This window comes from Mesorhizobium oxytropidicola, assembly GCF_056174625.1.
Genome location: NZ_JBWBWK010000002.1, coordinates 530,089 through 550,286, shown reverse-complemented (window position 1 = coordinate 550,286; position 20,198 = coordinate 530,089). Strand labels below are relative to the sequence as shown.

General features: G+C 59.4%; 12 protein-coding genes and 6 pseudogenes. 11 read left to right on the top strand and 7 right to left on the bottom strand.

Translation table 11 applies throughout. The annotated features are described in order from the left end of the window. Positions 1 to 182 precede the first annotated feature (182 nt). Positions 183 to 716: pseudogene (locus AC0V8S_RS38140) on the top strand (KUP/HAK/KT family potassium transporter); the annotation flags it as partial. An 83-nt stretch (positions 717 to 799) separates the two neighbouring features. On the opposite strand, the gene istB reads toward AC0V8S_RS38140, so the two are convergent. Together istB and istA are read right to left on the bottom strand one after the other, a co-directional pair. Then, positions 800 to 1,576 carry an IS21-like element helper ATPase IstB gene (gene istB / locus AC0V8S_RS38135; protein ID WP_475434993.1) on the bottom strand — a complete coding sequence of 259 codons (777 nt, stop codon included), beginning with the start codon at positions 1,574 to 1,576 and terminating at the stop codon, positions 800 to 802. Between the two features lie 13 nt (positions 1,577 to 1,589). Continuing rightward, on the bottom strand, positions 1,590 to 3,143 hold the full coding sequence (gene istA, locus AC0V8S_RS38130) for an IS21 family transposase (protein ID WP_475434991.1): 1,554 nt from the start codon (positions 3,141 to 3,143) through the stop codon (positions 1,590 to 1,592). Positions 3,144 to 3,320: 177 nt separating this feature from the next. Between istA and AC0V8S_RS38125 the strand changes: the two are divergent. Beyond that, positions 3,321 to 4,729: pseudogene (locus AC0V8S_RS38125) on the top strand (potassium transporter Kup); the annotation flags it as partial. An 880-nt stretch (positions 4,730 to 5,609) separates the two neighbouring features. On the opposite strand, the gene AC0V8S_RS38120 reads toward AC0V8S_RS38125, so the two are convergent. Continuing rightward, positions 5,610 to 6,551, bottom strand: coding sequence for an IS110 family RNA-guided transposase (locus tag AC0V8S_RS38120; RefSeq protein ID WP_475438860.1), 942 nt, complete (start codon positions 6,549 to 6,551; stop codon positions 5,610 to 5,612). 622 nt (positions 6,552 to 7,173) lie between these two features. Here AC0V8S_RS38120 and AC0V8S_RS38115 point away from each other — a divergent pair. Continuing rightward, the gene (locus AC0V8S_RS38115; protein ID WP_258580850.1) at positions 7,174 to 7,638 is read left to right on the top strand and encodes a transposase; all 465 of its coding nucleotides are present in this window, start codon (positions 7,174 to 7,176) and stop codon (positions 7,636 to 7,638) included. A 420-nt stretch (positions 7,639 to 8,058) separates the two neighbouring features. Further along, positions 8,059 to 8,813: pseudogene (locus AC0V8S_RS38110) on the top strand (aminotransferase-like domain-containing protein); the annotation flags it as partial. Positions 8,814 to 8,892: 79 nt separating this feature from the next. On the opposite strand, the pseudogene AC0V8S_RS38105 reads toward AC0V8S_RS38110, so the two are convergent. Beyond that, a pseudogene (locus tag AC0V8S_RS38105) lies at positions 8,893 to 9,105 on the bottom strand (transposase domain-containing protein); the annotation flags it as partial. Positions 9,106 to 9,420: 315 nt separating this feature from the next. Between AC0V8S_RS38105 and AC0V8S_RS38100 the strand changes: the two are divergent. Then, positions 9,421 to 9,606 carry a hypothetical protein gene (locus AC0V8S_RS38100; protein ID WP_475438859.1) on the top strand — a complete coding sequence of 62 codons (186 nt, stop codon included), beginning with the start codon at positions 9,421 to 9,423 and terminating at the stop codon, positions 9,604 to 9,606. Further along, complete coding sequence (locus AC0V8S_RS38095) at positions 9,593 to 11,662, top strand: recombinase family protein (RefSeq protein WP_475438858.1); 2,070 nt, start codon at positions 9,593 to 9,595, stop codon at positions 11,660 to 11,662. Before AC0V8S_RS38100 ends, AC0V8S_RS38095 begins: the two co-directional genes overlap by 14 nt. 24 nt (positions 11,663 to 11,686) lie before the next feature. Here the strand turns inward: AC0V8S_RS38095 and AC0V8S_RS38090 are convergent. Together AC0V8S_RS38090 and AC0V8S_RS38085 are read right to left on the bottom strand one after the other, a co-directional pair. Beyond that, a pseudogene (locus tag AC0V8S_RS38090) lies at positions 11,687 to 11,965 on the bottom strand (IS66 family transposase); the annotation flags it as partial. 53 nt (positions 11,966 to 12,018) lie between these two features. Beyond that, positions 12,019 to 12,723 carry an IS6 family transposase gene (locus tag AC0V8S_RS38085; RefSeq protein WP_475438857.1) on the bottom strand — a complete coding sequence of 235 codons (705 nt, stop codon included), beginning with the start codon at positions 12,721 to 12,723 and terminating at the stop codon, positions 12,019 to 12,021. 148 nt (positions 12,724 to 12,871) lie between these two features. Between AC0V8S_RS38085 and AC0V8S_RS38080 the strand changes: the two genes are divergently transcribed. Continuing rightward, entirely contained in the window at positions 12,872 to 13,036 is a 165-nt protein-coding gene (locus AC0V8S_RS38080) for a helix-turn-helix transcriptional regulator (protein ID WP_258580847.1), read from the top strand. Between the two features lie 311 nt (positions 13,037 to 13,347). Here AC0V8S_RS38080 and AC0V8S_RS38075 read toward each other — a convergent pair. After that, positions 13,348 to 13,584, bottom strand: a pseudogene (locus tag AC0V8S_RS38075) (hypothetical protein); the annotation flags it as partial. Between the two features lie 321 nt (positions 13,585 to 13,905). On the opposite strand from AC0V8S_RS38075, the gene AC0V8S_RS38070 reads away from it, so the two are divergent. From AC0V8S_RS38070 to glmS, 4 genes are all read left to right on the top strand, one after another. Beyond that, complete coding sequence (locus tag AC0V8S_RS38070) at positions 13,906 to 15,297, top strand: TolC family outer membrane protein (RefSeq protein WP_475438856.1); 1,392 nt, start codon at positions 13,906 to 13,908, stop codon at positions 15,295 to 15,297. Between the two features lie 727 nt (positions 15,298 to 16,024). Next, entirely contained in the window at positions 16,025 to 16,273 is a 249-nt protein-coding gene (locus AC0V8S_RS38065; protein WP_475438855.1) for a DUF2285 domain-containing protein, read from the top strand. Positions 16,274 to 16,475: 202 nt separating this feature from the next. Beyond that, on the top strand, positions 16,476 to 17,450 hold the full coding sequence (locus tag AC0V8S_RS38060; protein ID WP_475438854.1) for a hypothetical protein: 975 nt from the start codon (positions 16,476 to 16,478) through the stop codon (positions 17,448 to 17,450). A gap of 847 nt (positions 17,451 to 18,297) precedes the next feature. Continuing rightward, the gene (gene glmS / locus AC0V8S_RS38055; protein ID WP_475438853.1) at positions 18,298 to 20,121 is read left to right on the top strand and encodes a glutamine--fructose-6-phosphate transaminase (isomerizing); all 1,824 of its coding nucleotides are present in this window, start codon (positions 18,298 to 18,300) and stop codon (positions 20,119 to 20,121) included. Positions 20,122 to 20,198 lie beyond the last annotated feature (77 nt).

Below are 20,198 nucleotides of genomic sequence, written 5' to 3'. Positions count from 1 at the left end.
CATGGTGAGCGCGTCCTAGCCGCAGCTTTAGTATGGTCTCACAATGATCTCACGCTCTCTTCGAGGTTGATGAGTCTGCCAAGCGGAAGACTGGCAATGCCAGAACGGAGTCATTACGCGACGGCACTTGATATTGCAGTGCAGCAAGCGTAGAGGACCGCGCGCTTATCGGAGTGTCGTCCATGGCCCTTACCAATACTGGTAGTGAGGCAGAACCCGTCGAACAATCGAGCCATTCGGAAGTCGAGCAGCACAGCACCAAGGTTCTGATGCTGGGCGCGCTCGGTGTCGTCTATGGGGATATCGGTACCAGCCCGATCTACGCCTTTCGCGAGGCGCTGGTGGCGTCGTCGGGCGGCAATGTCGCCCAGCGCGGCGATATTCTCGGCGTTCTGTCGCTGATCATCTGGTCTCTGACGATCATCGTCACCATCAAATATATCATGTTCGTGCTGCGCGCCGACAACCGCGGCGAGGGCGGCGTGCTGTCGCTGATGGCGCTGGCGCAGGGCAGTTTTCCGAAGCGCTCGGCGCTGATGCTCGGCATCGGCATCGTCGGGGCATCGCTGTTTTTCGGTGACGCCGTCATCACGCCGGCGATTTCGGTGCTGTCGGCGGTCGAGGGCATGAATGTCGTCACGCCGACCTTCCAGCCTTATGTCGTGCCGCTGACGCTGGTCATCCTTGCCATGGTTGCGGATTTCACTAAATTGGGACAGCGATTTCGGTATGTCGCGGCCAAGCGTTTCGCAAAGTCGCGGACAAGGGAAGGGGATCGATTCCGGTTGCCTTGTTTCTGTCAGGAGCGATTGATTTCGGTTATTTCGTCGCCGGTCAAGAGCGTCGCTGTTTTCTGCTTTCGCATGCTATCGCCCTCGAGGGTTATGCGGTGGGCGTTGTGAACGATACGGTCCAGGATCGCATCGGCTAAAGTGGCCTCTCCGATCATTTCATGCCATGCGGCCACGGGAATTTGAGCGGTAATCAGGGTCGATTTGCGCCGGTAACGCTCCTCGAAGATTTCCAGAAGATCGAGCCTTTGTCTGTCACTCAGCGTATGCGTTCCCCAATCGTCGAGCACCAGCAACTGAACACGGGCCAGCTTGTCGATGAGGCGCGGGAAGCGCCCGTCTAGCCTCGCCAGTGCCAGGTCTTCGAACAGGCGTGGCATTCTGACGTAGAGCACGGAATAGTCGAGACGGGCCGCCTGTCGAGCGAAGGCGCAGGCGATCCAAGTCTTTCCGGTGCCCGTTTGGCCTGTCAGAATCAAGTTCTCGTTTGCCTTCAGCCATGCTCCTTGCGCTAGGGATAAGACGTTGCGGCGATCAAGACCGCGGTGGGTGCTGAAGTCGATGTCTTCGATCGAAGCATTGGCAAACCGCAGCTTTGCCGTTGCCAATCGATTGGTCAGCCGCTTGTCTGTTCTCAGTGCGATCTCGCGATCGAGCATCAGGCCGAGCCGTTCGTCGAAGCTGAGGTCGCTTCCATGGCTCTGCTCGCCAAGCTGGCGATAGGCGGCAGCCATTCCGGCAAGACCGAGCGTGTGCATTTGATCAAGCATTGGATGGGTCAGCATCTGGTATCCTTTCTCATTGATAGTAGGTTTTGCCGCGGATGTTGCCGTGCGGCGGTGCCGGCTTGACGGCCTCACTCATAGGCGGGGCTTGGTCGAGACCCGATTTGAGAATGTTGGCGACGGACGAATAGCTGAGAGCATTGATGATCAGCGCCCGCTCACACGCCATTTCCAGGCGGTCGGATTTGTAGCGTCGCGCCAGGGAAAGGATGCCCTGTGCGGACCGATACCCTTGTTCCGGATGTGGGCGATCACTCAGCAGACGCTCGATAAAGATCGCTGTGTTGCTGCCGACTTTTGCCGCTTCCATCCTCAATGTGTGAGGCGTCGTGTTGGCATAGCGCTGGTGCGACTTCGGCATATGCTCATTGACGGTGATGTGGCCTGAGCGCTGCGAGCTTCGGATGTGACTGGCAACACGTTTATGGTCGTGGAAGATCTCGACCACCCGATACGTCAGCCTCACATCGACCCGTTTGCCGATCAGGCCGTGCGGCACGGAATAGAAGCTTTTGTCGACCTCGACATGATAGTCAGGATGGACCTTGGCCGCTTTCCACTCGGCATATTCAAACGGTGTTGCCGGCAGTGGTTTGAGTTGCGCACGCTCGATCTCATCAAACAAATCGCGCCGGGACTTGCCGTAGCGGCGCATGATGCGGCCGTTCAGGTCTTCGATCAAAGTGCTGATCCGAGCATTGAGATCGGCAAGGCTGAAGAAGCGTTCGTTTCTCAGCCTGGCCAGGACCCACCTCTCCACGATTAAAACCGAGCCTTCGGCGGAGGGTTTATCCCGCGGACGTTTCGGCCGTGCTGGAAGCACTGTTGTGTCGTAATGCTCGGCAAAAGCGGCAAATGTCGCGTTGATCGTCGGCTCGAACCACAGAGCCTTGGCGACGGCCGACCTGAGATTATCGCAGATCGTTGTCTTCGTTACCCCGCCGAAGTAGCTGAAAGCCCGTTGGTTGGCTTCAATCCAATCCGGCAGCTTCTGGCTGAAGCTCGCATAAGAGAACGTCAATTGCGACGCGCTCAGCACCGCAACGTAAATCTGCGCCGCGCGGATCTCTCCTGTCGACGGATCGATGACGGGGATCGTGTGCCCGGCATAGTCGCATTCCATCGCAACACCAGCAACGTGACGACTGCGATAGGTTGGCTTGACGCGGCTCTCGAATTCAGCGAATCGGCCACAAAACCAAGTGTAACCATAGCCGTCCGGATGGGTCTCACGGTATTCCTGCCACAACAGATTGAGTGTCACCCCCTTGCGCTTCAGCTCGCTCGCCATCTTCGGCCAGTCCGGCTCAGCGGTCTCGCGCGGCGGCCGTCCCATCCGACGAAATAGCCGCTGTTCCAGTATCTCATCATCATCCAGCCCAGCGGGCAGCGGCCAAACCGCAAGGCCAGCTTCCCGCGCTCGCAGCAGATACGTTGAAACCGATGTCTTGCTGATCTTCAAACGGTCCGAAACGGCGCGCACAGGAAGCTCCTGCTCAAACGTCAGCCGCAATATCGATCGGATGTCCTTCACGCTCGTATGTCTCGCTTGCTTCCGTCTCGGCATTATGTCCTCGCTTAAAATGCGAGGGCAAAATGCCAGATTGGCGCTTACGAAAATCGATCTCTAAACCCGTCATCAGCTTGTCCGCGACTTACTGAAACGGATGTCCCGTACTTACTGAAATCCTTGGCCGCGACTTACTGAAATCTGTGTCCCGAACTTTGTGAAACCCGCACCATGGTGTTTGCGGTGCAGCGCTTTGGCACGGGCGGGGTGGGGTGGTGTTCGGCCCGGTGACCGCAGTATGGTTCCTGGCCATTGGCCTTTCCGGTCTCAACCACATCATCGCCGATCCTGAAATCCTGTGGGCGGTGAGCCCACACTACATCGTCGCCTTTCTGATTAATTCGCCCGACGTCGCCTTCGTTACCATCGGCGCCATCTTCCTCGCGGTCACCGGCGCCGAAGCGCTCTATGCCGATCTAGGCCATTTCGGCCGCAAGCCGATCGTGCTCGCCTGGCTGGCGATCGTGTTTCCCTGCCTGCTGCTCAATTATGCCGGGCAAGGCGCCTTCGTGCTGGCAAAGAACGGCGTGGTCGGCCATCCGTTCTTCGAGATGAACGAGGGCTGGACGCTGATCCCGATGGTCGTGCTGGCAACGGCCGCGACGGTGATCGCCAGCCAGGCGGTCATCTCTGGCGCCTTTTCGCTGACCAGGCAGGCGGTGCAGCTCAACATGCTGCCGCGCCTGGAAATCCTGCACACATCGGAAAGGCAGTCCGGCCAGATCTATATGCCGCGCGTCAACCTCTTGCTGGCGCTGGTGGTGATGATGCTGGTCGTCGGTTTCGGTGAGTCCAGCAAGCTGGCGTCGGCCTATGGTATTTCGGTTACCGGCAACATGCTGGTGACGACGGTGCTGCTCTATGTCGTCATGACGCGCATCTGGAAATGGCAGCTGTGGCTGGCAGTCTCGCTGACGGCGCTGTTCGGCTTCATCGATGTCGGCTTCTTTGCCTCCAACATCGTCAAGGTGTTCGAGGGCGGCTGGGCTTCGCTGGCCGCGGCCTTCACCATTGTGCTGGCTATGTGGACGTGGTTGAGGGGCAGCCGCTATCTGTTTGACAAGACCCGTCGCAACGAGATCCCGCTCGATTTCCTTGCCGGCAATCTCTTGAAGAAGAAGCCGCAGCTGGTGTCCGGCACCGCCGTGTTCCTGACCAGCGACCCGCTCAGTGCACCGACCGCGCTGATGCACAGCCTGAAGCACTACAAGGCGCTGCATGAGCAGAACGTCATCCTTTCGGTGGTGACGGCACCTCAGCCTGTCGTGCCCGACAGCGAGCGCGTCACGATGGAAACGGTCAACGAGCTGTTCATGCGAGTGACGTTGACGTTCGGCTACATGGAGCAGCCCAACATCCCGCGCGCGCTGGCGATCTGCCGCAAGCAGGGCTGGAAGTTCGACATCATGACGACATCGTTCTTCCTGTCGCGGCGCTCGCTCAAGGCTTCGCCCAATTCCGGCATGCCGGTTTGGCAGGACAAGCTGTTCATCGGACTGGCGCGCACGGCGGCCGACGCAACGGAGTATTTTCAGATCCCGACCGGACGTGTCGTCGAGATCGGGACGCAGGTGGCGATTTAGGGCATGCTGCGGTTGAGCAGAATCAAATTGGAATTCACGAGGGTGTAAATGCTGGCGGGCGGAGGCCAGCATCGGATAGCGACACCTTATTCAAGATGATGGAATGGTGAGCGACTCAGACGAGGGATGGCCACCCTCCTGAACGGTCAGTGTCGGTGCCCATCATCAAGATTTTGATATCAACGTTAGCAGCAGCCGAGCCGGGATTGGCCCCTGGTGGTCCGAAATAGCGGAGGAGGCCTACAGCGCCAATGCCCTCTTGAGATCATCACGCATCAAGGCGCGCTCGCCTCGGGTTCATCTACCGATCGGGCGGCCACCGCCTTGGCAACATCGCGCCAGATCGCAGTCACGTGGCGAGATCCTTGATGATCGTTGGCGCCTGCGCGAGTGTGAGCGCGAAGAACTCGGACGCGCAAGAATTGGATCGTCACATCGCCGCACATATTCGGTCGGAGCGGGCAATGGCTTTGATATGCTCCGGTAGCTCGGCATTCCGGTCTATCAAGACTAGCCGCCAAGGGCGCAGGCTTCAAGAAGGCGAAGATCGCGGTGGCGTGCAAGCTCGCCGTTATCCTCCACGCCATGTGGAAGACGAACGAGCCGTTCCTCCACTCTGCTGCTGCAGCCTGAGGAGGAGCTTTCGATTCCCTAACAACTCCAATTCCCGAGATGCGTCCTTGCCGGGACGCTGCACGGATGAGGTCGCTCCCACGCATGCGGTCCAACGGAACCGCGAACACCACTTCGACCCACCCGTTCCAACGCAAACATGCGTCGATCCTTGCGATCGACCCCGGAGAGAACCCTGAGCCCGGCACGCGCTGCATCACCGAGGAGAAAGGAGCCCGTTGACAAAGGCGATTAGTTTCCGTTGTGATCAAGCATGTTTTTCGACCCACATGCGATCGGCTTTGACGAGCGCATTGGCGGTGACGAGAAGCTTGCGCATAACCGCGACGATGGCGACTTTGGCGGGCTTTCCCGATGCAATGAGGTGCTGATATTTTTCCCTGAGGTCGGGGTTAAAGCGGGCAGCGACGAGAGCGGGCATGTAGAGTGCGCGTCTAACGTTGGCCCTTCCACCCTGGATGAAGCTTCTGCCTTTCCACTGTCCTGATTGGCGGGCGACGGGAGCGAGTCCTGCCAGGGATGCGGCCTGTTTGTTATCAAGTGATCCGAGCTCTGGCATAGTGGCGACCAACTGGTTGGCAGTGCGTGGGCCGAGGCCAGCTATGCTGGAGATAATTTCATGCCGACGGGCAAGCTGGGGATCGGCCGCAATGCTTGTTGCGAGCTCGGCATCGAGAGCGGTTATATGCTGATCGATCTGATTGAGGCGTTGCTTGTGCTGACGCTTTAGAAGCGGAATCGTCAGGTTTTTCTCCTGGTTTTTAAGCGCGGTTCTGTCGCGCATCAGACCATCGCGGGCGCTGATCAGTTCGGCCAACCTTGCCTGTTCGGGGTTCATAGCCGGGCGCACGGGTGGCTGCATTGTGCTAGCCATGCGGGCCAGCATCACTGCATCGATCCGGTCGGTCTTGGCCAGGGTTCCAGCTGCTTGGGCAAAGCGCCGCGCACGAGCGGGATTGAGCTTGACGCAAGGCAGATCAGCCAGAGCTTGCTCGAGTTCCCGGTGGTAAGCACCAGTCGCCTCATATGCCACGCGCTCGACTGACCATTGTCCAAGCCATGCAATTAAGGCTTTATGGCCACTGGCAGTATTGGCAAACTGCTGGTTGCTGCCTGCAGGATAGGCATGAGCATCGAGTGTTGCTTTTGAGATATCGATGCCGATGGTTTGTGGTAGGGTGTAACTCATCTTTTCCGCTATCCTATTCTTGTCATCCGGGCCCAAAGCCCCGGTTTCCGTTCAGGCCTGATGGAAAAGAAAGGGGTGATCACACTAATCGACGGTCCTCAACGACCTAGACAACTTCGATCCATCCCCTCCCGCCCGATCCGGAGTGGCCACCCCGGATCGGGCATCTCTTACTGGACCAAACGGCTTGGAAAGTCATAAGACAAGAGAACCTGATGGGACACGACCCGAGATGGAGTAGCCTGCCTGCTCATAGGGACCGGTCTGTTCAGGGTGTGTGTCGTCAGCAGGCTTGCTCGGGCGGTCGGATCCATATAGCTCGGGGCGACAGAGGTAGCGCCAGACGTTCAACCGTCGTCCGCCGCGACTTCCTGCACAATTCGTGTCTAACAAGGAAGAAACTATGAGGCGGCAGACTCGACCGTTCACTGTGGAGATCAGACAGAAGCGCAGTTCTCAAAAACGGGGTCGTTCCCTCTGGAGCGATGTCGATCTCTCCGCAGCAATGGCCGAGACAACAAGGGAACTCAAGGAGATGGAGTTGCCAAATCGTCGCCTTGTTGACTCTAGTGTCGTAGCGCTTGATGCTGAACACATGCACATACCGCGAGCGGAGCACCTCATGGCAAATCCCCTGGACGCTGAATCAGTAAAAACTGCAACGGAACCGGCAGCCAAAGTGGAGACGCCTAAAAAGAAGAAAGCCCCACGGTCGCGGAAGGCGAAGGCTGAGCCTAAGCTGCCTGCTCGGAAGAATGGCGCCAATACGGCGTCTCAGACGGAGGAAGCACCAGCAGCGGCCGTGCCGACCAGGCGGAAGATCTACTCTGAAAGGGATCGCGCCCAGAAGCTCGCGCAGATCGAGAAGTCTATCAGTGGCGGCGCCACTCACAAGAACGCCGTAAAGCAGGCCGGCATCTCGGAACAGACCTACTACCAATGGAAGAAGGCTGCGGCGCCTGCATCGGATGGTGACAATCTGAAGGACCTGGTCGCGCTCGAGGAAGAAAACAAGCGACTGAAGAGCCTACTCGCGGAACGCCTGCGCAAGGAGAACACGGAACTGAAGAGGAAGCTGGGGCTGTAATAACGCTGAATCGCAGATCCGAGCGACAGCCTATTCTTCGCCGACGCGCAATCTGAGAGCTCATGGGCACGGGTCTGGGCGTCGGCACTTGCTGGTCTGAGGGAACACGATCGGCGGTGGTGCCGGAAAGGCCAGGCCAGGTGAAGCGGCGGCTGCGCGACCGCGCGCCAACCCGAATTTGCTCAATTGGTCGAGCTCGTTTTTCGCCTGCTAATCTGATCCAGGACGGGCTCAAAGTGCATGTCAACAACGACGTTCGAAAGGCACCGAGTCCTGCGCTGCCTTACCGAGACCGAGAGGCGGAGGAGGTCCTCGTCGACGGCGCCAGATCTACCAGCTCAGCGATCAGATACTTGGCCGTGTCGATGAAATCGACAGTTCGTTGCCGTCATCCCGCAATCTGGCGATCGAACTGAGTGCGATCCGCGCGGATCGCAAGGATTGCGCCAGGCATTGCAGGGCTATCTTTGGCGCACCCGAACGTTGAGCTGCGACCTTTGAGCAGATCGGACTGGATTTTTGCGCGCGCCTGCTGCTTGATCCAGCCGACCGATTCTTCGTGGAGAACCCGTGCTACAGGACGGCGCGTCAAATCTTCGCCAGCACAGGTGCATCGCCGATCCCGATTGCTCTCGATGGTGATGGTCTTGAGACGGATCAACTGGCAAGCTTCGAGGCGCGGCTGGCCTATGTCACGCCTCACATTAGTTCCCGCTGGGCGGCGTTATGCCGATCTCGCGCCGGCATCAGCTACTGGACTGGGCGCGGCGCAACGACGCCTATGTGATAGACGGATGATTACGACAGCGAGTACCGCTACGACATCAATCCGGTGCCCCCACTGCATAGTCTGGAGCGCGGCAGCAATGTCATTTATCTGGGTACGATTTCAAGACGCTCTTACCCATGTTGCGCATCGGCTATCTCGCGTTGCCGCCGGATTTGCTGAAGGTCTTCGCGATAGCCAAACAGCTGTTGGACAGGCCTTCTCGGATGACCGAGCAGCAAGCACTGGCCTCTCTTATCGAGGGCGGCGCCTATGGAAGTCAGTGCGCCGCGTGCGCCGCTGAATGGTGAGTGCCGAGAGACTCTGCTGAACATCCCTCCGACACGGGTTCGGACACAGGATCGCTATTGAGGGCGCCGATGCCGGGCTGCATGTTGTCGTCTGGTTCAAGGGTAAACGCTCATTTCCACGCACGTTGACGTCTCTTGCGATGCCCGATCGCCTTCAGACGGACGCATGATGTCGGATCAGGCTGCGGCGGTTTTGGGGAAGTTGAAGGGCAGAAGATCGGTGATATCGGCGTCTTCGGCGCGCTGAGGCAATTCGGTGAGGACGCGGCGCAACCACGCTAAGGGCTCGACGCCGCAGGCCCGACAGGTCAACATCAGGCTGCAGATGAGAGCGCTGGCCTTGGCTCCTTCGACGGTGTCGCTGAACAACCAACTTTTTCGGCCAGTGGCCATCGCAGGGTCATTCTGCCCATGTCGGGCAGATGGTAGAGTTTCATTATCGCTGGCATCCATATTACGGCGGTCGTTTTCGGCATGAAGGTCGCGAGGACCGGGCCAATGGCGCGATCATCCGGGTAGAGATCAGGCCGGGTGAGATCATCCAGGTGGCGGAGTGGATGCTGGATCGGGCGTTTTGCGCCGACATGGAGATGGGCGAACCGCGCGTTGCGGTGGTTGGGCTTGCAGAGCTTCATAGACTGCTTACCGAGCGCGGTTTCAGGCAGACTTCGACGGATGGACTCACGGCCATCCAGGAGGCGCGCCATGAAGGCACTACCACGACCCTCGTCGCTACCGCTGCTGACCCAGCAGCTGAGCATGCCGCTCGATACGCCGCAGATGCGAGGCCTGAGCGACGCGGAACGAAGCGTTGTTGTCGCCAGGCTGGCGACCCTCCTGATGGCCGCGGCCGGCGTCGCGACGAAGGAGACGAGCGATGATGGGCAATGATCTCCTTCCAGCCACGGTGCTGAAGCGCAAAGCTGTGGTCTACGTTCGACAGTCGACCCCCGGTCAGGTCCAGAACAACCTGGAGAGTCAGCGGCGACAATATGAACTTGTCGATGTCGCGCGCCGCTGGGGTTTCCGTGACGTCGATGTGATCGACGATGACCTTGGTCGTACCGCCAGCGGTGCTGTAGACCGCCCTGGTTTCGAACGACTGGTCAGCGGCCTGTGCACGGGCAAAATTGGCGCAGTGCTCTGTCTCGACGCATCGCGCCTTTCTCGCAATGGTCGGGATTGGCACCATCTCCTGGAACTGTGCGGCCTGGTTGAAGCGCGCGTCATAGATCTCGACGGGGTGTACGATCCCTGTCGGCCGAACGATCGATTGTTGTTGGGCATGAAGGGCAGTATCAGCGAGTTTGAGCTCGGCATTTTGCGAACGCGCATGCTTGACGCGGCTCGCGCCAAAGCGCGGCGGGGGGAACTGCGCCTCAGTGTTCCGATCGGCTATATCTGGCATCGTGAATACGGTCTGGGGCTTGATCCTGATCTTCGGGTACAGCAGGCGATCCGCCTCATCTTTTCGCGCTTCCGCGAGCTTGGCAGCGCCCGTCAGGTGCTGATTTCGCTGACGGCTGATAATTTCCATTTTCCCCGTCCTTCTGACGGGCGCAAAACGGTGTCCTTCGACTGGGTGCCGGTTCGCTATCGAAGTGTTATTTCGATCCTGAAGAACCCATTCTACGCCGGGGTCTACGTCTATGGTAAAAGCGAGAAGCGAACGGAGATTGTCGATGGCAGGGCTCGCAAAAGCTACGGCCACGACAAGCCCTTTGGAACGTGGGAAGTGCTGCTCCAGGATCATCATGAAGGCTATATCGATTGGAGTGAGTTTGAGAGGAACCAGAGCCATATCGCCGTCAATGCCTTTGGACAGAAAGGCGGCATCAAGTCGGGTCGTGGCGGCCGGGCGCTGCTTGCGGGCCTGCTCACGTGCGGCCGATGTGGAAGGCGGTTGGGCGTTGTCTATTCGGGCCGGCCTCCGGGTCATCCCTATTACCGCTGCGAACGTATCAACCAGATGCTGGCCAAGCCACGATGCATGACTTTTGGCGCATCTCGCATCGACCCTGCCATCGGCAAAGAGATATTGAGGGCCGTGACGCCAATGGCGATCGAGGCCGCAATGGAAGCTGACCGTGCGCATCGGGATAATCTGGAAGAACGACACCGTATGGTGGAGCTGGACTTGCAGCAAGCCCGATACGAGGCATCTCTCGCTGAACGTCGCTATGCCGCTTGCGACCCCGACAACCGGCTGATCGCTGCCCAACTTGAGAAGAGCTGGGAGGCAACGCTCAGGCGCGTGGAAGCCTGTGAAGCGGGTTTGGCCCAAGCGCGACAAATCGATCTTGTCACCCCAGTTCCCGATTTTGCTGGCATTGCCACCGACCTGGAGGCTGCCTGGCGCGCACCTGACGTCGATATGCGTTGTCGTCAGCAGCTCCTTCGCACCCTCGTGTCTGATATCATCGCTGACGTCGATGAAGAACAACGTGAAGTCATTTTGACGATCCACTGGAGGGGTGGGCAACACTCCCAGCTGCGTATTCGCAAACCCAAAGCGGGCGAACATGGCCAGAGTACTCCGGAGGCAGCCCTTGCCGTCATGCGGTCTATGGCTACCCGCTGGTCCGACGCAAACATTGCCGCCACTCTCAACCGGATGGGAATGCAGACCGGACAAGGCAAAACCTGGACGGCGCGCCGTGTCGGGGCACTGCGCACGGTCCATAAAATCCACGGCTACCGATCCGCCGAAAAGAATGGCGAATGGCTCACGCTGACCGAAGCTGCCAAAAAGCTTGGAGTTACAGCCCATCGTGTCCGTCGACTGATCAAGGAGGGCGTGCTCCCTACCGAGCAGGTTGTTCCGGATGCGCCGCACCAAATACGAGCCACTGACCTGGAAAAGGATCAAGTAACCCAGTTTCCGCGTCACAGGGGCCCGTGTCGCATCAAAATGGAAAACCAAAAGTCCCTGTTTCCAGACGTTTGAGGAGGAGGTGCAGTATGAATCGGTCGTTGCAAAAATTCTGATGTCACGCTCCAGAAGATTATTGTCGATCGGCATCCTGCCATCTTCGGTGTAGCGCGTCAGATACTCCCACTGGTTCAGGGTGTAGGATACGGCATCGCCGAGCTTGCTGTCGGGCAAGACCTTCGGGGCGATTTCGTCGAGCCATTCCTTGAGAGCATTGAGGATGGGGACGCTGTGTTTCTGGCGAAAGCGGCGAATGCAGTCGGCCTGCGTTTCACCGCTGTCCGGTTTTTCGTCCCGCGCCTGTCTCTCAACCCGATAGGGCGTTGTCACGTTGTTTGAAATGTGGCCGCGTGAGGCCGACACCGCGCTTTTCAGGCAGGCCGTGCACTCACGGCTTCCCACGCGGCCATTGCCTGGCGTCGATGGGTTCGAATTTGTGCTGCCGAGCGGTTGGTCTGGGAGGGGACGAAGAGATTTCGGACGGCGGAGAAGATCGACACGAAATGCTGCAATGAGCCGACCGACCGGAAACCCTGTCGCGTTCGTTCCCGTTTTCGGAGCGGCAGATGAGAATTCTCCGCCCGGTTGTTCAAGCCTTTATGCGAGCGGTGTTCCAGGTTCGGCATGAGCTGGCGTTTGGCCGCCCCGTAGGAGCGCAATTTGTCGGTGATCATACGCTTTGGCGGCAGACCCTGGTTCTTCAGAAGTCGCGTCAGCAGGCGCCTGGCGCCCTTGGTGTTGCGGCGCGTCTGGACAATCTCGTCGAGCACATATCCGTCCTGATCAACCGCTCTCCACAACCAGCATTTCTGACCGTTGATGCGCACCGCGACTTCATCCAGGTGCCAGACATCATCTTTCGTCGGCGACTTGCGGCGTATGCGGCGCGCATAATCAGGGCCGTGCTTTCGGCACCATCGGCGGATGGTCTCGTAGGAAACGACGATCCCGCGATCGAGCAGCATTTCCTCGACATCGCGCAGGCTCAGATTGAAGCGGAAGTAGAGCCAGACAGCACGGGCCACGATTTCGATCGGATAGCGGTGGTTCTTGTAGGTCGGTGCACTCACGGTCATGGGCGCGCTGCTACCTCAATTTCCTTACCCCTCAATCAATGTGACAGCACCTCATCGCGGCCGGTTTGCAGGCGCTGACCTTTGCTTCCGACGAGTCGCGTCCGCCTCTTTGCGGTCACTGCCACGTTATGAAAAGGCATCGCAGCTGGTGGCGATCAACTTTCATATCCATGTGCGGCGCAGGCTCGCCAACGATCACGTGGTGGATGGCGCAACGCTCAACCCGCGAGAGTTCGAATGCCTGAAATGGACGGCGCGCGGCAAGTCGCCTTGGGACGTCAGCCAGATCCTCGGCGTCTCAAAGCGCACCTGACCTTCCATCTGAAAACGCCAAAGCAAAGCTCGGCGTGGGAACGGTCAACCAGGCCGTCGCACGGCTGGCTGCCTCCGGTCAGGCGAGTTCTGATCCCTTCCACCGCGATAGCTGTAAACGTCTACAGGCTGCATCACCAGCGGCTTTGTCCTTCGATGGCGGAAACACACCCCGCACGGAGGCGACCAGATGGTGAATTGGGCTCACGAAGGGCAGCAAAGCGTGAACTTACGCCGAAGCGTCCCGCACCTGGCTGATCGCCAGCAGAAGCTCGCAGATTCTTGGCGGCGGCACTTAGTGCAAGGCCAAGGCTAAGCGCTGCCGCCTCCGATGCGCCACACCGGGATACCGACCTTGCGCGCCTTGTCGGCAAGATTGGCCCGATTCCAGCGGGGGAAGACCGCGACACCAGTCGGCAAGACCTGCGGCGTATCGTCGTTGCGCATGAAACCGTGCGGCGTTGCCGTGCTTTGTCCCGTCCCGCTTGAAGGCATTTGCGGCATCTTGCGAAAATCGGCCCAGCGGGCGGCAATGCGCTCGGCGATTTTGGCGACCTTGGTTCTCGAACCAGTCCCGCCGTCGGAGGCGAATGACGGTCTCTCGGATAGTGAACTTTATTGCGATCGCCGATCCGCTGTACCGCTATGCCTCCAGCTTGCGGTTGGTTCCGTTGATATCCATCATGTAGATGGGTTTCCATCAAAACAATCGATTTTACGCAGAATGACCGGAATGAAAAGGGTCGCTCCGGAGGCTCTCTCTATGCGCAAGCATAGGGCCTGAAGGGCCCTCAGACGTCGTGTCGGCTGTTAATCGCGAGCGCCGATGCGGCGCAGTTGCCATGACGAAATAAAATGAGGGATATGTTTGTGCCGACTGTACGCAACAGCATTTTTGCCATTATTTTTTGCTCTGCTACCATCCTCCCACCGTTAACGGCGTCGGCAGAGACTATCTTCGGAACCCTATCTAAGGCCTATCAGAACAATTCTTCGCTGAATTCGACCCGCGCCGGCACACGCGTCACGGACGAGGGCGTGGCCATCGCCAAGTCGGGCTGGCGTCCGACCATCAACGGCTCCGCGGACATCGAGTATTCCAGCAGCCACCTTAACGGCTCGAACCGGAGCGTGCGCCTAACCCAAGGCAACTTCGGCGTCGAAATCGATCAGACCCTGTTCGACGGTTTTCAGACCAGGAACAATGTCGCGGCTGCCGAAGCGAAGGTCGGCGCTTCGGTCGAGAGCTTACGCAACGCCGAACAAGACACCCTGTTCAACGCGGCTCAGGCCTATATGAACGTAATTCGCGACCGGCAAGTTGCCGTGCTGACGGAGCAGAACCTACAGTTCCTGGCCGAACAGGCGCGTGCTGCGCGTTCGAGCTTCGAGGTTGGGGAAGGCACGCGCACCGACGTCGCGCAGGCCGATGCCCAGCGCGCCAACGCAGTGGCGAAGTTGAGTGCCGCCCGCGCGCGGGCGCTGGCAAGTGCGGCAACCTATCGTCAGATCGTCGGGGGCGAGCCGGGGAAGCTCAGGCCGGCGGCGCCGGTGGCAAAATTGCTGCCGTCGAGCCTCGATGCGGCAATCGCGATCACATCAGCCGAGCATCCGGCCATCCTCGCCACCCAGCTTCTGGTTGACGCGGCGGCGTTTTCAGTGAAATCGGCCGAAGGCGCGCTGCTGCCCCAGCTTTCCGCAAGCGCCGGCGTCTCGAGCGCTTATCGCAACACCGTGCCCGGTGTGATCACCTCGGGAACGGAAGGCACAACCAATTCGGCCAGCATCGGGGCGACGCTGACCGTCCCCATTTATTCTGGTGGCCGCACTTCAGCACTGGTGCGCCAGTCCAAGGAATCGCTCAGCCAGGCTAGGATCAAGGTCGACGTCAGCCGCGACCAGGTGCGCCAAGCCGTGACCGCGGCATGGACCGCTTATACCGCCGCCCAGCAGAGCGTCGCGGCCAACCGGCAGGCGATCGCGGCCGCGCAACTTGCCTTGAACGGCGTCATCGAGGAGCGCAATGTCGGCCAGCGCACTACGCTCGACGTGTTGAACGCCCAGAACGACCTCATCACCGGCAAGATCGATCTTGCCAGCGCCGAGCACGACGTGGTGGTAGCGAGCTATGCCATCCTACAGGCGACCGGCCGTCTGTCGGTCGAGCGCCTTGGCCTGAACGTGACAAAGTACAAGCCTGAAGACCATTACAACGCGGTCAAGGACAAGTGGATCGGCCTGCGCACGCCGGACGGTCGCTAAGCCGATCAACGCGCCCTGCGAAAGATCCCTCTTGGCCGGAGTCGAGAACGGCAAAGGCAGCTATCCAAGCCCACTTCGAGCATCATAGGTTGTCCAACTTTCCCAGCACTGACAAACTGCGGAAAAAAGCGTCAATGCCGGGGCGCGGGGAGATCAGATACGTCCAGATTCGCAGCCCTAGTCTTAGTCTAGTAAGCACCACTTGCGCCAAACGCCGAAGTTCATTGGTCTCCAACAAAATCTGCCCCTTAGGCGAAGAAAGCACGAGATTCCTCAATCTCTTAAAGGCCTGCGATCAGCTCTCACACGGCGGTGAAACTCGTTCAATTGAACATCATCCTCAAGGAAGACACGGCGCACAGGCCGCCTCCTAGCGTTGAGATCGCTTCCTCCTTTTTCGCGGAAGCGTCACAATCGGACGCCACGTCGGCAAGGTTCTTTTTGGGATCCGCGCGACTGCGCTCGTATTCTACGAGCGGCCGCGGAGCCGGTTGGGCTCGACCACTATTTTGAACCGCTTGATCTTTCTCCGCTCCCATGCGGCAAGGACATCCTGCTGACACCTGCCGGCGTGCAGCTCGTGCTGCTGAGGGAGGACTGTCGGAGTCTGCAGATCGCCGTTTCCGGTGCCTCCGTTCTCCGCCCGTTGCGGCTATATGTCGACGCAATCGTGCCGCCGCGGCACCTGAAGTTCCATGTCGCTGCCCGTAGTTTCTGAATAACATCAATGGTTGCGGCCGCCTGGCAGCCGCTTGCCTTCCGCCGGAACCCCGCAGAGGGCGTCTGCGTAGTTCTCCAGGCTTTGGATGGTTCGCTTGCCGGAGCATCCCAGGAGATCGCCATTGCCCTGTTCGGGAGACGGCGTGTCGAAGAAGATTGGTCTCATCCGGGCAGCCATCTTCGCGATCAGGTGCGTCGCGCCGTCCAAAGTGGCCGCTACCTGATGGGCGGCGGCTACAGACAGTTCCTGGTGTAATTGTGGTGACAGCCCAGTATTTTGGCTTATTCCAAAACACACAGGGATCTGTCCGCATCCGCCCATGACGGGCTTATTGTGCATTGCACAAAACCTGACGCGCGGTTAGTCTTTCCGCTGCGGGAATTGGGTTTGGGTAATACGGACGAAGCACTGAGAACCAAGGCTTCGTTGATAGTGCATTCATACCCCGAGGACCCTGATGACCGATACGCACCCCGACAAAGCCGGCGCTGCAAGCCTTGAGGCGATCGCGCGAAACGGCAGCATGCTCCATCGCATCGCTGTGCGTATCCCGACCTATCTCTCGGCTTTTCGAGAGAATCCGGCGTGGCTGCCGATGTTCATGCTCGCCCGCACCATGCCGGCACGGAGAATGCACTGGCGTGGTGCAAAGCCTGTTCGAGTGTCGCAGAAAGCCCAGGACACGATGTTTGCTGGCGTCAATCGCCAGGATGTTGTCGATGCTCTGCGGTCGGATGGGCTTTTTTCCGGTCTCGTCTTGCCAACAATGGTCTCTGAAGATGTAGCTGCATTCGCCAGGTGCACACCTTGCTTCGGCAATTTCGACCGCCGCCTCGAATTCATGCCGACGGAGCATGCGGAGGCTGAGGTCCGGTTTGGCCGTCCGTTGCTCAGCGGCCACTATTTCGAGCGCATTCTGGGCTGCAAGGCGGCACTCGCTATCCAGAACGATCCGCTGCTCATGGATATCGCCGCGCACTATCTCGGCGGCCAGGCGAAGTTGATCACCACGCGTGTCTGGTGGAGTTTCCCGACCGACCAAGCCTCCGACGCCGACAAGAACCTGGCTTCGCTTGGCAAATACCACTTCGACCTCGACGACTGGCGGATGCTGAAGTTCTTCTTCTACCTGATGCCCGTCGACGAGGGCACCGGCCCCCATGTCTATGTCCGAGGCAGTCATAACCGCCGCGCCCTCAAGCACCAGCTTACGCTTCTCGTCGGCCATCCCGCGCAAGAGGTTCTGGACGTCTACGGTGAGCAGAGCCCGGTCACGCTGACCGGGGAGGCCGGTCTCGGTTTCGTCGAGGATCCGTTCGGATTCCATATGGGCACCGTGCCGGCCCGCAGGCCACGGCTGATGATGGAAGTCGGCTTCGGCGTTTCTCCTCCATCGCGCCGCCGCTTCCATGGCGAGCCTGTGATCCGCTGATTTCGAAAAGTCACGAAAAGAATAAGGCTATGGCGCCATTCCAGTCTGTTCGGCGCCAAAGCGGTTGTCTGCACATCCGTTGGATGTGGCTGGCCGCTATGGGTCTCGCCATGGCGCCAGCCAGCGCATGTTCGAATCGAGGTGCGATGGCGCCGATTTCCGCGGACCGGCTGAGCTGCCAAACTTGAATGAATCGATCTCAAACCGGGCGTCGATGCGCGACGACGACCTTAAACCGAGCTCGGAATGATGCATGCAACCGGCTCCTCTCGCGCCAAAATATCCGCATCAGGTCTTGCCAACGGCCGATCTCGCGCGTGGCGGCGCGGGGCTAACGCAGGCGTACGGGCGCCTGTAACGATAACCGGATCGGGCGCGGTGCTGGCGTCGGCCGCGTGCTTGCTGGCGCGACCGCTTCGCCGACTTCCGGCAGCGCGCGTCGTCTTCAAGTCCCGCGTCGTCAAGCTGGATGGAAAGCGTCTTCAGAGCGCGCGTCGCGCCTCAACGATCTGCCGACGCGAGTGGATTGTAAACCTCAGGGAAAGGACTGCGTCGGCGGTTGTGTGGGGAGGTGCGTAGCCGGGATGGCCGCGCATTGCCGGCCGACCGAGGTTGTTGCTTAGTGCCGCGGGTGTGAGCTTGCGTTCGGTCATGAGAGTGTCAGGCGCAACGAGGAGTTTAGATCAGGGCCCGGCGCCTTGGTCTATCCATAGGGTGGATGGTAGCTATCCTTACAATCAATTGTACCGATATTACCAAATACTACTACAAGATCCTGAATGAAAGCGGGCCGGGTGGGTGTCGTTTCACGTGGGCTGAAGCTGCCGGGAAGAATGCGGAGACGAGCATGTGCGGGATTGTTGGCATTGCTGGGCAACAGCCGGTGTCGGAGCGGTTGGTCGACGCGTTGAAGCGTCTGGAATATCGCGGCTATGACTCGGCCGGCGTTGCGACGATCACCGAGGGCGCCTTGCACCGCCGGCGCACCGAGGGCAAGCTCGTCAATCTCGAGACGAGACTGAAGGAAGAGCCGCTGAGCGGCAACATCGGCATCGGCCACACGCGCTGGGCAACCCATGGGGCACCGACTGAACGCAACGCGCATCCGCACTTTAGCGATGGTGTGGCCGTCGTCCATAACGGCATTATCGAGAATTTCGCCGAGTTGAAGGACGAATTGGCGGCGGAGGGAGCCGAGTTCCAGACCGACACCGACACCGAGGTCGTCGCGCATCTCTTGGCAAGACACCGCCGGGAGGGCATGGGGCGAGGTGAGGCGATGCATGCCATGTTGAAACGCGTCAGGGGCGCCTACGCGCTTGCCATTCTCTTCGAGGATGATCCATCGACCATCATGGCGGCGCGCAATGGACCGCCGCTGGCGATCGGTCACGGTGACGGCGAGATGTTCCTGGGCTCCGATGCGATCGCGCTTGCTCCCTTCACCAATGAAATTACCTATCTCATCGACGGCGACTGGGCCGTAATCGGTAAGACGGGCGCCGATATCTTCGATTTCGACGGCCATCCTGTCGAGCGTCCGCGACAGACCTCCACGGCCGCGGCCGATCTCGCCAACAAGGGCAACCATCGCCACTTCATGGAGAAGGAAATTTACGAGCAGCCCGAGGTCATCGCGCATGCGCTCGGTCACTATATCAACATCATAGAGAATCGCGCCGACATGGTTTCTGGCATCGATTTCGCCAGAATCCCGAGCTTGGCGATCTCCGCCTGCGGCACCGCCTATCTCGCCGGATTGATCGGAAAATACTGGTTCGAGCGCTATGCGCGCCTGCCGGTTGAAATCGACGTTGCGTCCGAATTCCGTTACCGCGAAATCCCGTTGTCGCCGCAGTCGGCGGCTCTTTTCATTTCGCAGTCCGGCGAAACCGCCGATACGCTGGCATCGCTGAGATACTGCAGGGAGCTTGGGCTGAAAATTGGCGCCATCGTCAATGCCCGCGAATCGACCATCGCTCGGGAGGCCGATGCGGTCTTCCCGATCCTTGCCGGACCGGAGATCGGCGTCGCCTCCACCAAGGCTTTCACCTGCCAGCTTGCCGTTCTTGCCGCACTCGCCATCGCCGCCGCCAGGGCCCGCGGAACCGTAACCGAAGACGAGGTGCAGGCGCTCGTCAGGAGCCTCGCCGAAGTGCCGCGCGTCATGGGGCAGGTACTCAACAGCATCCAGCCACAGATCGAGTTCCTCTCGCGTCAACTGTCAAAGTGTCGTGACGTCCTGTATCTTGGCCGCGGCACCAGTTTCCCGCTGGCGATGGAAGGTGCGCTGAAGCTCAAGGAGATTTCGTACATCCACGCCGAAGGCTACGCGGCGGGTGAGTTGAAGCACGGTCCGATCGCATTGATAGACGAGAACATGCCAGTTATCGTTATCGCGCCACATGATCGCTTTTTCGAAAAGACCGTCTCCAACATGCAGGAAGTGGCTGCCCGTGGCGGGCGGATTATCCTCATCACCGATGAAAAAGGGGCGGCCGCATCGACACTCGACACTATGCACACGATCGTGCTGCCGGCCGTCGACGAGATTATCGCTCCGATGATTTTCTCGCTGCCGATACAGCTTCTTGCCTACCACACGGCGCTCTTCATGGGCACGGATGTCGACCAGCCGCGCAATCTCGCAAAATCGGTCACCGTCGAATGACTGTGACGTTTTTATAGGTGGCGATGCTCGTCCATCCGAAAGCGCCAACACGTGTCTAGAACTGAAGCTCGGATGAA

Bases quoted from the DNA above. Each gene is read 5' to 3' on its own strand.
- AC0V8S_RS38100 (WP_475438859.1), top strand. From the start codon at position 9,421: ATGAAGGCACTACCACGACCCTCGTCGCTACCGCTGCTGACCCAGCAG.
- glmS (WP_475438853.1), top strand. From the start codon at position 18,298: ATGTGCGGGATTGTTGGCATTGCTGGGCAACAGCCGGTGTCGGAGCGG.
- AC0V8S_RS38120 (WP_475438860.1), bottom strand. From the start codon at position 6,551: ATGAGTTACACCCTACCACAAACCATCGGCATCGATATCTCAAAAGCA.
- istB (WP_475434993.1), bottom strand. From the start codon at position 1,576: ATGCTGACCCATCCAATGCTTGATCAAATGCACACGCTCGGTCTTGCC.
- AC0V8S_RS38115 (WP_258580850.1), top strand. From the start codon at position 7,174: ATGGCAAATCCCCTGGACGCTGAATCAGTAAAAACTGCAACGGAACCG.
- istA (WP_475434991.1), bottom strand. From the start codon at position 3,143: ATGCCGAGACGGAAGCAAGCGAGACATACGAGCGTGAAGGACATCCGA.
- AC0V8S_RS38085 (WP_475438857.1), bottom strand. From the start codon at position 12,723: ATGACCGTGAGTGCACCGACCTACAAGAACCACCGCTATCCGATCGAA.
- AC0V8S_RS38065 (WP_475438855.1), top strand. From the start codon at position 16,025: ATGGTTGCGGCCGCCTGGCAGCCGCTTGCCTTCCGCCGGAACCCCGCA.
- AC0V8S_RS38095 (WP_475438858.1), top strand. From the start codon at position 9,593: ATGATGGGCAATGATCTCCTTCCAGCCACGGTGCTGAAGCGCAAAGCT.
- AC0V8S_RS38060 (WP_475438854.1), top strand. From the start codon at position 16,476: ATGACCGATACGCACCCCGACAAAGCCGGCGCTGCAAGCCTTGAGGCG.